The organism is Polaribacter sejongensis (assembly GCF_038024065.1).
GTDB lineage: Bacteria > Bacteroidota > Bacteroidia > Flavobacteriales > Flavobacteriaceae > Polaribacter > Polaribacter sejongensis.
Genome location: NZ_CP150667.1, coordinates 1,649,837 through 1,664,969 on the forward strand (window position 1 = coordinate 1,649,837; position 15,133 = coordinate 1,664,969).

Annotated in this window: 6 protein-coding genes, 2 tRNA genes and 3 rRNA genes; 4 read left to right on the top strand and 7 right to left on the bottom strand. The window is 34.0% G+C overall.

What is annotated here, in order from left to right:
* The first annotated feature begins 33 nt into the window (after positions 1–33).
* Positions 34–1,260, top strand: a complete 1,227-nt coding sequence (locus tag WHD08_RS06790; protein ID WP_165734002.1) for a threonine/serine ThrE exporter family protein — start codon at positions 34–36, stop codon at positions 1,258–1,260.
* A 77-nt stretch (positions 1,261–1,337) separates the two neighbouring features.
* On the opposite strand, the gene WHD08_RS06795 is transcribed toward WHD08_RS06790, so the two are convergent.
* The gene (locus WHD08_RS06795) at positions 1,338–1,799 is read right to left on the bottom strand and encodes a hypothetical protein (RefSeq protein WP_208888745.1); all 462 of its coding nucleotides are present in this window, start codon (positions 1,797–1,799) and stop codon (positions 1,338–1,340) included.
* A complete protein-coding gene (locus WHD08_RS06800; RefSeq protein ID WP_208888744.1) occupies positions 1,790–2,353 on the bottom strand; it encodes a hypothetical protein in 564 nt (187 codons plus the stop codon). Before WHD08_RS06800 ends, WHD08_RS06795 begins: the two co-directional genes overlap by 10 nt.
* Positions 2,354–3,282: 929 nt before the next feature.
* On the opposite strand from WHD08_RS06800, the gene WHD08_RS06805 reads away from it, so the two are divergent.
* The 3 genes from WHD08_RS06805 to WHD08_RS06815 all read left to right on the top strand — a co-directional run bounded on the left by WHD08_RS06805 (position 3,283) and on the right by WHD08_RS06815 (position 7,300).
* Entirely contained in the window at positions 3,283–4,089 is an 807-nt protein-coding gene (locus tag WHD08_RS06805) for a helix-turn-helix domain-containing protein (protein WP_208888743.1), read from the top strand.
* Between the two features lie 288 nt (positions 4,090–4,377).
* Positions 4,378–5,160: a pentapeptide repeat-containing protein gene (locus WHD08_RS06810; RefSeq protein WP_165734007.1), complete on the top strand. Its 783-nt coding sequence runs from the start codon at positions 4,378–4,380 to the stop codon at positions 5,158–5,160.
* 364 nt (positions 5,161–5,524) lie between these two features.
* Positions 5,525–7,300 (top strand): AMP-dependent synthetase/ligase, encoded by a 1,776-nt coding sequence (locus WHD08_RS06815; protein WP_208888742.1) that lies wholly within the window; start codon positions 5,525–5,527, stop codon positions 7,298–7,300.
* Positions 7,301–9,231: 1,931 nt separating this feature from the next.
* On the opposite strand, the gene rrf is transcribed toward WHD08_RS06815, so the two are convergent.
* From rrf to WHD08_RS06840, 5 genes are all read right to left on the bottom strand, one after another.
* Positions 9,232–9,341 (bottom strand): 5S ribosomal RNA (rrf, locus tag WHD08_RS06820).
* A 108-nt stretch (positions 9,342–9,449) separates the two neighbouring features.
* Positions 9,450–12,334 (bottom strand): 23S ribosomal RNA (locus tag WHD08_RS06825).
* Positions 12,335–12,523: 189 nt separating this feature from the next.
* Positions 12,524–12,597: transfer RNA gene (locus WHD08_RS06830), tRNA-Ala, on the bottom strand.
* Positions 12,598–12,681: 84 nt separating this feature from the next.
* Positions 12,682–12,755, bottom strand: a tRNA-Ile gene (locus tag WHD08_RS06835).
* An 84-nt stretch (positions 12,756–12,839) separates the two neighbouring features.
* Positions 12,840–14,357 (bottom strand): 16S ribosomal RNA (locus WHD08_RS06840).
* The 16S, 23S and 5S rRNA genes sit together here with 2 tRNA genes alongside, the layout of an rRNA operon.
* Positions 14,358–15,133: the final 776 nt, after the last annotated feature.

Below are 15,133 nucleotides of genomic sequence, written 5' to 3' on the forward strand. Positions count from 1 at the left end.
ATAGAAAATAACAACCCTATTTAATTAAGAAAAATGAGAGTTCCAAAAAAATATCAATTTATAGTTGAAATAGGAAAAGCGTTACACATATACGGTATTCCTTCTTATAAAATTCAATCATACTTGACACAAGTTGCCAAAACAAAAGGCATTACAGGTAGTTTTATGGATTTACCTACTTGGGTGAATTATGTTTTTTATGATGAAAAGAACTCTTATAATTATGTTGAATGCATTCCGCCAGGATCTTTAAATTTAGGTGCTTTTTCTAGAATTGATGAATTGACCAATAAGGTTATTGATTCAGGGATGGAGGTAGATGAAATCGATAAAGAATTAAAGATTATTCATGCAAAAACAAAAGAGGTAAATCATTTTATTTTAACTTTAGCCTATGCCTTTGCTGCCGGTTCTTTTAGCTTAATGATTGGTACCAATTGGATCTCTTTTGCTTTTTCAATACTTCTAGGTTCGCTTACTTATCTATTTGTCTATTTAGCTAACAAATCTAAATATGTAGAAAGTGTTTTAGAATCTTTATGTGCTTTAGTAGTAACCATTTTTGCATGTCTATTAACATTTATTTTCCCCGATTTTAATTTGGGTTTAACCATATTAGCTTCCATAATTATATTTATTCCAGGGTTGGCTATTACTACCGCATTAGAGGAAATAACCTCCAAAAGTTTGGTTGCCGGTGGCGCAAAACTCTTTGATGCAATGGTTGTTTTATTCAAACAATTTTTTGGTGTAATATTAGGTTTAGGCTTAATGACTTCTTTACTTGATATTGATTTAACTCATTATGAATCTAATATGCCACAATGGACAATATTTTGTGCCATACCAATATTTTCTATATGTACTTTACCCATTTTTCAAGTGAGAAAAAAGGATATGTTTTTTGGAATTTTAACAGGTATTTTTGCGTTTTTTATAACTGTTTTTTTATCGTCTGGTTTGGGAATATTGGTAAGTACTTTTATTGGTACTTTAACAGTTGTTGGTATCAGCCGTATATTTGGTAGAATTTCTAAAACACCTAAATCGGTCTATTTAACACAAGGGATTATCATGCTAGTTCCAGGTAGTAAATCTTTTATGGGGTTAAGTAATTCATTTTTTAATCCGTCTATTACTGCTTCTGCAAACTTATTTGAAGAAGTTACTTTTATATTAATGGCTATTATTGGTGGACTCCTTTTTGCGGGGACTTTTAGAGAAAGAAAACCGAAAGAACATCATTTTAAATCTCATTAAAACATAATACTATATAGTTTATAAATAGAAAAGCAGTTTTTAGATAATTCTAAAAACTGCTTTTCTATTTAATCTATTTATTTGTAATTTTTCTTTTTCATTCTAGAGCGCATTTGCCTTCTTAATAATAAAAATCCGTTACTTAATTTTCTTTTTTTCTTTAATACAGGAATACTTAAAGTAACTAATAAGGCAATACAGGCTGCAGATCCTAAACCACCTCCAAAACCATTAAAATAGTTACTTGTATTAAAATAAATAAGTGTAAAAACGACTCCTGAGAAACCTATTAACAAATAATCTGACATAATTTTAGAGGATACCATACCTATAAAAGAAGCACCAAAACAAACTAAGGGCAAATTTTCTGTTAAGTACGCAGAAAATAAATTAGGAAACACTAAAACAAATACTCCCACTAAAACACCAACTAAAGAAGACGACCTAACCGGTCCTTGTTTAAATTTTACTTGTAAAAGAAATGTAACTATAGAAGAAAGTCCTCCTACTATTAACAATATAAAGTTATCTATAGCCATCTAGAAATTATAAAAGTGATAAAGAAAGCAAGGGTAACACCTCCAAAAGCTAAGGTTCCTAATTTACCTCCAAAACCATGAAAAGCATCTTTTGTACCCACTAATAAAAAACCAGTAATAACACTTGCTAATGCTATAAATATATAATCTGGGGCAATATTAACATTTGTCATTCCTACAAACGCTCCACAATAAACAGCAGTAGGCATCCCTTTAATAAAATTATTCTTTTTAAAAAATGAAGGAACAAAGCTAACAACCAAACCTACTAAACTTGCTGCTAAAACACTGCTTAATTTAAATGAAACACTTAAAACATATGTAATAATTGCTCCAAAAAAAACAAATGCAACAGTTAAGACATGTTCTAAATCATGATTTTTAGCTTTTAATGATGTTTTTTTATATCTAATTAAAAGTAATACAATGACCAAAACAACAAATATGGAAACATAAATGTTTTGCTGCTTTTCATATAAAATTGCAGCTAAAAAACCTAAATGGCTTAATAATATTAAACTGAAAGAGAGCTGTTTTACGTGCTTTTTAAGCATAGTCTGTAATTAAATTTATGCGATGCAAAAGTACTTGTTTAAACTTTCTTATTTAAAAGCATTATAATAAAATTTCGAATAATTTATTTAGGAATTTAAAAGTTAAAAAATATTTTTCTTTAAAAATAATTAAGAATATCCCTAACTAAAAAACAGCAAATAGAAAATTCTAAAAGCTTTTTTGCGTTAGGGATTACAGCGGCATCCTTTTTACTTTTTCAGTAAAAAGATATAGCGGAAAGCCCGACCTTTGGGAACGCCATAATTATAAATCAATTTTATGTTGGTAGATTATAGAATAACAATACCCTTTTTTAGTTGCATATTTCCCTTATAAAGAATAGTAGCTTCTCCATAAGAACTAATTTATTCCTTCACTTAATATATATGTAAAACTTTTCTATAGAAACATTAATTTCTTATGTAACAACAGTAGATTCAGTTCTCTTTATAAAAAAAACATTCTATAGGAGTAATGATTATAATTTTGATAAAATAAGAACCAACCTTTATCGTTTCTTGTGCTTTTACATTATTGTTAAAAAGAAAGTAATTGATTTAAGTTTTATGATATTTATTTTAAAAGTGAGTATTAAATGTAGTTTCTAGTTTTAAAACTACGCTATTACTACGTAAAAGACTCTTTCATTTTTAATTTGTTAATCTTTTGTCTATTTTTACTAACATAACAGAAAATATAAAGAGTTTAAACAAAACTTTAATCAATATATCCTTTTGCTTATTAATTCGTACGAATTAATTCTAAAACAAACTTTTAAAAAAAATTACAACTTAACCTTTAGAAGTAATTCTCATAGAATAATAGAAACCGTCATTAAAAATCTAGTTCAAATTTATCCTTATTAGTCAAAAAATAATTAGAAAAATTTAGCTTTAAATAATTGTTTTTAATTGATAAAATTACTCTTATGAATTTAAAATATTATAATACTGGAATAGCTTCTCATCTAGTAGACGAATTCTATAGTATTGAATACTCAAAGAAAATTACGCCTTTTAAAACTACCATAATTCCTATGGCGTATTCTAGTATTGCTTATATTTATTCTGGCAACCAACATATCATACAAAATAGCAATAAGAAAAGGTTAGAAGGACTTACCATATTTGGCCAATTTATAAAATCTTACTCCATTTTAGTAAAAAACACGGGGGCATGTTGTGGTATAAGTTTCAAGCCTACAACACTATTTAAATTAACCAATTTGGATCTTTCTAAATTAGCTAACAAACACATTTCTTTAGATTCAATTGCACCAGATATATCAAAAAAATTAAGTGTTATTTTTATAAATTATGAAGATAATTATGAAAACCTTTTTAAACAGCTTGCTATTTTTCTAAACTCTTTACCAATTATAGAGAATAAAGACACTTTAATTATAGATAAAATTATTGTAGAAATTAATAAAAAAGAAGGGCTACTTTCTGTTAACGACATTTTAGATACTATTCCATTTAGTCAAAAAACATTAGAAACAAAGTTTAAAAAAATGGTAGGTATAACACCTGGAAAATATATTCAAATAAAACGTTTTCTCAATTTAATGAGAAAATATGAAAAAGATCAAATAGACTTAAAAGACTTAATCTATATGTATGATTATTATGATGAATCTCACTTTGCTAAAGATTTTAAATTATTTACCTCAAATTCTTTTAAAAATTATTTTAAAGAAGATTACCTAATTGTAAAACAAGCCTTAAAAAAATAACCCCTTCGATTTTTTACAATATAATATGCTACACTATTTCTATATTTGTTCATTGATATGCTATTTTAAAGTGTTTTGGGGGAAATACTTTAATATTGTTATACAACGTATATTTGCTATGGAGTTTAAAAAGATCAAATTTAATTATTTGGTCTTTTTTGCTTTTTAAAAATAAACACTTCTTTATATTACTTCCATAATTGTTAGTTTATCTTTTTTTTTTGCTAAAGTGTCACAGTTTATAAAATTAAAAGTCATTATTATGTATAACGAATCAATATTCATAAAATGAAAAATAAAAAACTTCTATTTGTAATCACTTTATTTTTAATATCCACCATAACTATTGCTCAAAAAAAAATTGAAGCCTCTAATATTATTAAGGATATTAAAGCAGGAAAATCAATTTCACTTCATAATGCAACTATTATTGGTGTCTTAGATTTTACTTTTATGAATGAAGCTCTTAAAAAAACAACTCATCCAAAGAAAAATAGTTGGTTTAATTGGAACTCTAACAACTCAACAAACGAAATAAAAAAAATAATAGATGTAAATATTTCTTTTACGAACTGCACTTTTAAAGATGATGTTTTAGCATATATTCCAAATAAAGAATCTGAACTAACATTTACAGCTAGTTTTGAAGAGGAAACTATTTTTAAAAACTGCATATTTGAAGATAAAGCAATGTTTAAATACTCTCAATTTGAAAAATACTCAGATTTCTCAGGCAGTGTTTTTAAAGGTGATAGTACTTTTAAATATGCAAAATTTGATAACAAGGTTAGTTTTATCAATACCACTTTCAATGAAATTGCTACATTTAAGTATGCAAAATTTAATCATAATGTCAGTTTTAGTGATTCTACCTTTGAAGAATCTGCAACATTTAAATACACACAAATTTTAAATGGTATATCTTTTAAAAACACTAATTTTAAAGAAGACTTAAACATTAAATACATGAAAGTATCTGGTAATTTCAACATAACTAATATGAAAGTTGGCTATGAAATAGATTCGAAATACACCAAAATAAACGGAAAAAGCTTCAATAAGTCCTTATAAAACACAAAATAGGTATTTATACCTGCTTTAATTTCTATAATAAATTATAAATTTACATCATAATGGAAGAGGTTGGAATTAGGGGGCTAACCAAAACCGTATTCAGCTAGCTTTTTTTTATAAAGGCTAGCTTTTTTTTTACAAAAAAATATTATCAATATTACTAGGATAGATTCACTCTTAAGAATATCTAAATCACAATAAGTAGAATACAATACTCATAAACAAACAATCTATTATTTAGTATTTTAGATATATAGCACTATCAATATTAAATTATTCTTAATAATAAACTCTTATAATAAGTATTTGTTAATTCAATCTAAAATACCTAATTTGCCTACTTCAATTATAATATGATTATATGGCAGTAGAAGTTACAAGATTATTCGATTTTCCTTATTACCAATTAGAAACCTATAATTTAGAAAAAGCATTTAGTTCTAAAGTCAGTGGTAATTGGCAATCTATTACAACACAACAATATATTGATCAAGCAAACCAAGTTAGTAGAGGATTAATAAACTTAGGTGTAAAACCAAACGACAAAATTGCCGTAATTTCATCTACGAATAGAACAGAATGGAACATATGCGATATTGGAATATTACAAACTGGTGCCCAAAATGTACCGATTTATCCAACTATCTCAGAAGAAGATTATGAATATGTATTAAATCATTCAGAATCTATTTACTGTTTTGTATCAGACATAGAAGTTCTAACAAAGATTAATAAGATAAAAAGTAAAACAAGTTTAAAAGCTATTTATACTTTTGATGATATATTAGGTGAAAAAAATTGGAGTGAGATATTAGAGTCAGGTAAAGATACTAGCTCTCAAAATCTTGTTGAAGAAAGAAAAAACAATATAAAAACAGACGATTTAGCTACTTTAATTTATACATCTGGTACCACAGGTAAACCTAAAGGGGTAATGTTATCTCATAGAAATATAGTTAGTGATGTTTTAAGTTCAGAAAAACGTGTTCCTTTTGATTATGGAAAATCTATTGGTTTAAGTTTTTTACCCGTTTGTCATATATTTGAACGTATGATTTTGTACCTATATCAATATTGTGGAGTTTCTATTTATTTTGCAGAATCAATTGAAAAATTATCTGAAAATGCACAAGAAATAAAACCCAATGTAATGACTGCGGTACCTCGTTTATATGAAAAGATTTACGACAAAATAATTTTGAAAGGAGAAGCATTAACCGGTATAAAAAAAGGGTTGTTCTTTTGGGCAGTAAATTTGGGTTTAAAATACGAACCATATGGTGTAAATGGTTGGTGGTATGAAACTCAATTAAAATTAGCTAGAAAATTAATATTTTCTAAATGGCAAGCAGCATTAGGAGGTGAACTAAAAATAATGGTTTCTGGAAGTGCAGCACTTCAACCAAGATTAACAAGAGTATTTGCAGCAGCAGGAATGCCAATAATGGAAGGATATGGTTTAACAGAAACATCTCCTGTAATCTCAGTAAATGACCAAAGAAATAAAGGCTTTAAAGTTGGTACGGTTGGTAAAGTAATAAATAATGTTGAAGTGAAGATAGCAGAAACCGGTGAAATTTTAGTAAAAGGACCAAATGTTATGTTGGGTTACTATAAAGATTTAGAAAGAACTGAAAACGTATTAAAAGGAGGATATTTTTACACTGGTGATAAAGGAGAATTAGATAGCGAAGGTTTCTTAAAAATTACTGGTAGAACAAAAGAAATGTTTAAAACCTCTGGAGGTAAATATGTAGTTCCACCACTGTTAGAAGGAGAATTAAAACAATCCTTATTCATAGAACAAGTAATGGTTATTGGTGAAGGAGAAAAGATGCCAGCGGCTTTTATACAACCAAACTTCGACTTTATTAGAGAATGGATTAAGCATAAAAATTTAAATATTGGTTTGTCTGACAAAGAAATAGCTAGTTCAAATATTGTAATTGAGCGTATTCAGAAAGAAGTAGATAAATGCAACTTAAACTTTGGTAAATGGGAGCAAATTAAACGTTTTGAACTGACCCCAGAAGTATGGTCAATTGAAGATGGTCATTTGACTCCAACAATGAAAATGAAACGTGCGATCATCAAAGAAATCTATAAAGACTTATTTGATAAAATTTATAGAGCATAATTTTATAAAAATTAAAAATTAAAAAATGAGCGTAAGTTAATTATATAACTGTACGCTCATTTTTTTTTGACCTTAAAATATTTAAATAACATATATCCTAAACAAAAAGAGTAAAAGTTTAAAACTGTCTACACACTTAACTTTAAACATTCCGTTACATGTAATAATTAGGGCGTGCCCATTTTAAAAAATATCCTTATTATAAAACCTTAAAAGTACAAATGGTCAGGCTATCCACAAGAAGTCATCGCTCGTACCTCACTGTGTGCTTTTCGTTACTATCCTTCACTCAAAAGAAACAATACCATGAAATAACTAGAACAAACGTTTATATATTTTAATTTCAACTTTTAGCTCCTTTATTAACAATCTCAAAAAACAAATTAAAGCAAAAGGTTGTCTTAAAAAAACTAAACTTAGTCATGCTAAACTTGTTTCAGCAGATAAACAACTTAGTAGAATCCACATAATATAAAAAATAAATTCAGATTGACATAAAACAACAAAGAATAATGTAAGGCTAGTGCTTGTTTGTAACGAGTACCGTCATGTATTAACATATTTTACACCCAGATTGTCTTTTCGACTACTTGAGAAATTCACATAACAATATAAAGTAGTGTATGTTTCCTACCGTCAAAATTGTAAAGGTTAGATAATTATATCTAATGCATTGATTACAGAAAAATGACTATGATTTCCCTCGCTCGTAACTCACTGTGGGCTTTTCGTTACTTTCCTTCACTCAAAAGAAACAATAATACCATGAAATAACTAGAACAAACGTTTATATGTTTTAATTTCAACTTTTAGCTCCTTTATTAACAATCTAAAAAACAAATTAAAGCAAAAGGTTGTCTTAAAAAAACTAAACTTAGTCATGCTAAACTTGTTTCAGCAGATAAACAACTTAGTAGAACCCACATAATATAAAAAATAAATTCAGATTGACATAAAACAACAAAGAATAATGTAAGGCTAGTGCTTGTTTGTAACGAGTACCGTCATGTATTAACATATTTTACACCCAGATTGTCTTTTCGACTACTTGAGAAATTTACATAACAATATAAAGTAGTGTATGATCAAGCATATCAGATTTTTCCTACCGTAAAATTGTAAAGGTTAGATAATTATATCTAATGCATTGATTACAGAAAAATGACTATGATTTCCCTCGCTCGTACCTCACTGTGGGCTTTTCGTTACTTTCCTTCACTCAAAAGAAACAATACCATGAAATAACTAGGACAAACGTTTATATGTTTTAATTTCAACTTTTAGCTCCTTTATTAACAATCTAAAAAACAAATTAAAACAAAAGGTTGTCTTAAAAAAACTAAACTTAGTCATGCTTAACTTGTTTCAGCAGATAAACAACTTAGTCAAAACTCATAATATCAAAAATAAAATCAGATTGACAGAAAACAATAAAAACTAAAGTAAATCTATTATTCGTTTGCAACGAGTACCATCACTAATTAACAGAATAAAGCACTGAACTCCATAAAAAAGATTCACAACAAAGAATAAAACTTTGTCATGCTGAACTTTATTAAGCATATAAACTTACTTGAGTTCAATACTTATAAGAATCTGAAATAAATTCAAATTGACAAAAATAACAATAAATATTTCCAAGGCTAGTGCTCGTTTGTAACGAGTACCGTCAATGATTAACATATTTTACAACCAGTTTATATTTTCAACCTTTCGGGAGAAATCACATAACAATAAAATGTAGTGTATGATCAAGCATCTGAGATTTTTCCTGCCGTCAAAATGACAAGTTAGATAGTTGAATCTAAGCTAGTGCTCGTTAGTAACGAGTACCGTCACAAAATCATACACACAATTTCAGTTTATCACAAAAAAAAACCTCAATTCCAAAGAATTGAGGTTTATAGATACGGAGTTTATTCCGTATTAAAGAAAGGCGGCGACCTACTCTCCCACATAAATGCAGTACCATCGGCGCGATTGGGCTTAACTTCTCTGTTCGAGATGGGAAGAGGTGAGCCCCAATGCTATAACCACCCTAAAATTTTCAGCTAAATTGCTTCAACTGTATAAGTTGACATATGGTAAAATAATATCGTTTTTTTCGTAATAAATAAAGAGTCTGTGCTCCCGCCTTTCGGCGGGAAGCGTACATAAGTCTATGGGTTATTAGTATCACTTGGCTATGACATTACTGCCTTTACACCTATGACCTATCAACGTTGTAATCTCCAACGACCCTTTAAAGAAATCTCATCTTGTGGTGGGTTTCGCGCTTATATGCTTTCAGCGCTTATCCCTTCCCGACGTAGCTACCCTGCTATGCTTCTGGCGAAACAACAGGTACACTAGAGGTCAGTCCAACTCGGTCCTCTCGTACTAGAGTCAGATCCACGCAAATTTCTAACGCCCACAGCAGATAGAGACCGAACTGTCTCACGACGTTCTGAACCCAGCTCGCGTGCCACTTTAATGGGCGAACAGCCCAACCCTTGGGACCTTCTCCAGCCCCAGGATGTGACGAGCCGACATCGAGGTGCCAAACCCCCCCGTCGATATGAGCTCTTGGGGGAGATCAGCCTGTTATCCCCGGAGTACCTTTTATCCTTTGAGCGATGGCCCTTCCATGCGGAACCACCGGATCACTATGCTCTTGTTTCCAACCTGATCGACCTGTATGTCTCTCAGTCAAGCACCCTTATGCCATTGCACTCTACGTACGGTTACCAAGCGTACTGAGGGTACCTTTAGAAGCCTCCGTTACTCTTTTGGAGGCGACCACCCCAGTCAAACTACCCACCAAGCACTGTCCTCATCTCTGAGTTAGACTCTAGATAAGCAAAGGGTGGTATTTCAAGGACGACTCCACAACGCCTAGCGACGCCGCTTCAATGTCTCCCACCTATCCTACACATTACTTATCCAAAGCCAATACTAAGCTATAGTAAAGGTTCACGGGGTCTTTTCGTCCCGCTGCGGGTAATCGGCATCTTCACCGATACTACAATTTCACCGAGCTCATGGCTGAGACAGTGTCCAGATCGTTGCACCATTCGTGCAGGTCGGAACTTACCCGACAAGGAATTTCGCTACCTTAGGACCGTTATAGTTACGGCCGCCGTTTACTGGGGCTTCATTTCAGATCTTCGCCGAAGCTAAACCCTCCACTTAACCTTCCAGCACCGGGCAGGTGTCAGGCCTTATACATCATCTTTCAATTTAGCAAAGCCCTGTGTTTTTGATAAACAGTCGCCTGGACCTTTTCACTGCGGCCCATCCGAAGATGGGCGACCCTTCTCCCGAAGTTACGGGTCTATTTTGCCTAGTTCCTTAGCCATGAATCTCTCGAGCACCTTAGAATTCTCATCCCAACTACCTGTGTCGGTTTACGGTACGGGTTCTTATAATCTGAAGCTTAGAGGTTTTTCTTGGAAGCCCTTAGGCACGCTATCCAATTGTCCGAAGACGCTTGGTACTATCACATTTCACCTAGATCTGCGGATTTGCCTACAGTTCTAATAGCTACATGTTTCAACGAACTATTCCGTCAGTTCGCGGTGCTTTCATTACTCCGTCACCCCATCGCAATTATAAGAAGTACAGGAATATTAACCTGTTATCCATCGACTACTCCCTTCGGATTCGCCTTAGGACCCGACTAACCCTCAGCTGATTAGCATCGCTGAGGAAACCTTAGTCTTTCGGTGTGGGGGTTTCTCGCCCCCATTATCGTTACTTATGCCTACATTTTCTTTTGTAATCACTCCAGCATACCTCACAGTACACCTTCTACGCTGATTACAATGCTCCCCTACCACTAACGTGTCTTTCAACGTTAATCCATAGCTTCGGTAATATGTTTATGCCCGATTATTATCCATGCGAAATCGCTCGACTAGTGAGCTGTTACGCACTCTTTAAATGAATGGCTGCTTCCAAGCCAACATCCTAGCTGTCTAAGCAATTTCACCTCGTTTTTTCAACTTAACATATATTTGGGGACCTTAGCTGATGGTCTGGGTTCTTTCCCTCTCGGACATGGACCTTAGCACCCATGCCCTCACTGCTGAGAAACATTTTATAGCATTCGGAGTTTGTCAGGAATTGGTAGGCGGTGAAGCCCCCGCATCCAATCAGTAGCTCTACCTCTATAAAACTTTTACTCAACGCTGCACCTAAATGCATTTCGGGGAGTACGAGCTATTTCCGAGTTTGATTGGCCTTTCACCCCTACCCACAGGTCATCCAAAGACTTTTCAACGTCAACTGGTTCGGTCCTCCACTGTATGTTACTACAGCTTCAACCTGCCCATGGGTAGATCACTCGGTTTCGCGTCTACTACTACTAACTAAATCGCCCTATTCAGACTCGCTTTCGCTACGGCTCCTTGACTTAATCAATTAACCTTGCTAGAAACAGTAACTCGTAGGCTCATTATGCAAAAGGCACGCCGTCACACCATAAATGATGCTCCGACCGCTTGTAGGCGTACGGTTTCAGGTTCTATTTCACTCCCTTACTTAGGGTTCTTTTCACCTTTCCCTCACGGTACTAGTTCACTATCGGTCTCTCAGGAGTATTTAGCCTTACCGGATGGTCCCGGTGGATTCATACAGGATTACTCGTGTCCCGCACTACTCAGGGTACCACTATCTAAAATTCGCTTACTTTTACGGGACTATCACCCTCTATGGTTTGTCTTTCCAAACAATTCTAATTCACTTATCTTCGAATATCGTGGCCCTACAACCCCTATTTTGCCGTAACAAAATAGGTTTGGGCTAATCCGCGTTCGCTCGCCACTACTAACGGAATCACTATTGTTTTCTCTTCCTCCGGTTACTTAGATGTTTCAGTTCACCGGGTTTACCCCACTTACGTGGTGACATGTCTTCAACATGCCGGGTTGCCCCATTCGGATATCTACGGATCAAAAGGTATGTGCCCCTCCCCGTAGCTTTTCGCAGCTTATCACGTCCTTCGTCGTCTCTGAGAGCCTAGGCATCCGCCATACGCCCTTACTTAACTTATTGTACTTTTTGCTACAGTATGTTTCCATACTATAATGAACTCTTTTATATTTTTATAAAAAAATTATTTAATTAGATTGCTCTAATTGTTCTCTATCTATTTGATTCTTACGATATCATTTTACCAATATGTCAATGAACTTGTGGCGAATCGCCACTGATAATTAAATCAGCAACAACGTTAAGCCGTTGTGGAGAATATCGGAGTCGAACCGATGACCTCTTGCGTGCAAGGCAAGCGCTCTAGCCAGCTGAGCTAATCCCCCATTATGAAATTCAGAATAAATCCTAAATTATGAATGTAGAATCCTCTTACTTCCAGAATTTCCTTAGTACTTTTTTGCTTTTTGTAGTCCCGGGCAGACTCGAACTGCCGACCTCTACATTATCAGTGTAGCGCTCTAACCAGCTGAGCTACGAGACTATAATAGCTTAAAATACTTATATTATAAAATTAACAGCAAAGAGTAAAAATGACCTTTTTTTGTAACTCACCATCTTTCTCTAGAAAGGAGGTGTTCCAGCCGCACCTTCCGGTACGGCTACCTTGTTACGACTTAGCCCTAGTTACCAGTTTTACCCTAGGCGGCTCCTTGCGGTGACCGACTTCAGGCACTCCCAGCTTCCATGGCTTGACGGGCGGTGTGTACAAGGCCCGGGAACGTATTCACCGGATCATGGCTGATATCCGATTACTAGCGATTCCAGCTTCACGGAGTCGAGTTGCAGACTCCGATCCGAACTGTGATATGGTTTATAGATTCGCTCTCTGTTGCCAGATGGCTGCTCATTGTCCATACCATTGTAGCACGTGTGTGGCCCAGGACGTAAGGGCCGTGATGATTTGACGTCATCCCCACCTTCCTCACTACTTGCGTAGGCAGTCTCGTTAGAGTCCCCAACTTTACTTGCTGGCAACTAACGACAGGGGTTGCGCTCGTTATAGGACTTAACCTGACACCTCACGGCACGAGCTGACGACAACCATGCAGCACCTTGTAATCTGTCCGAAGAAAACTCTATCTCTAAAGCTGTCAGACTACATTTAAGCCCTGGTAAGGTTCCTCGCGTATCATCGAATTAAACCACATGCTCCACCGCTTGTGCGGGCCCCCGTCAATTCCTTTGAGTTTCAGTCTTGCGACCGTACTCCCCAGGTGGGATACTTATCACTTTCGCTTAGTCACTGAGCTAATGCCCAACAACTAGTATCCATCGTTTACGGCGTGGACTACCAGGGTATCTAATCCTGTTCGCTCCCCACGCTTTCGTCCCTCAGCGTCAGTACATACGTAGTAGACTGCCTTCGCAATCGGTATTCTGTGTAATATCTATGCATTTCACCGCTACACTACACATTCTATCTACTTCCATATGACTCAAGTCAACCAGTATCAAAGGCAGTTCCATAGTTGAGCTATGGGATTTCACCTCTGACTTAATTGACCGCCTGCGGACCCTTTAAACCCAATGATTCCGGATAACGCTCGGACCCTCCGTATTACCGCGGCTGCTGGCACGGAGTTAGCCGGTCCTTATTCTTACAGTACCGTCAAGCTAGTATACATACCAGTGTTTCTTCCTGTATAAAAGAAGTTTACAACCCATAGGGCAGTCATCCTTCACGCGGCATGGCTGGGTCAGAGTTGCCTCCATTGCCCAATATTCCTCACTGCTGCCTCCCGTAGGAGTCTGGTCCGTGTCTCAGTACCAGTGTGGGGGATCTCCCTCTCAGGACCCCTACCTATCAAAGTCATGGTAAGCCGTTACCTTACCATCTAACTAATAGGACGCATAGCCATCTTTTACCAATAAATCTTTAATTAAAACTCGATGCCGAGTCTCAATACTATGAGGCATTAATCTTCATTTCTAAAGGCTATTCCTCAGTAAAAGGTAGGTTCTATACGCGTTACGCACCCGTGCGCCGGTCGTCATCTGTGCAAGCACAATGTTACCCCTCGACTTGCATGTGTTAAGCCTGCCGCTAGCGTTCATCCTGAGCCAGGATCAAACTCTTCATTGTATATTTTAAATATTTTAATGAATAAGTTTCAAAAGAATTTGTTTAAATAAATCTAAACATGGTTATTCTACTCTTTAATTACGCTGTCAATTTCAATATTTTCAATGAACTTTGTTTTAATCTTAATCAATAACTTAAAAGCTACTTCCTAAATAAAACTTTGTAGAAATGTTAGACTCGAACTAACTGATAATTTTCACTATCATTCCAAATTTTCTTTGATCGTTTTTGCTGTAATTCTTAGCGGCTGCAAACATACAAACTATTTCTAATCTGACAATAAAAAATTAAACTTTTTTTTTTATTTCTTTTTGTTTACTCTAAAACTAAAAAACTCTGAACGTTTTTGCCGAAAATTTCGGACTGCAAACATACAACTCTTTTTAATTATAAACCTAAGGAAATTGTTATTTTATTTTTAATAAAATTTTGACATTTTATTTAGATAAAAGACTAACCCTCACCTTACTTACAACTCCTCAATGAACATTGCTAACTGTGTGATATTACTGTTAGCGGGTGCAAACTTACAACTCATTTTTAATCTAACAACTATTTTTTTACCTTTATTTTAATTTAATTTTACATCACGTTTTAAGAGGCTTGTTTTTAAGGGGTTATAAAGGAAGTTTTTTTGAGGGTTTTTTGAGGGTTTTAGGTTTTGGGGTGGTTTTGGAAGTGGATGCTTGTTTTAAACACATAGGAACATAGAAATCATAGGTTGATTGGAGGTTGTGTTTTAGTGGAAATAGACATTTTTATTGTTTGAGGTTTGT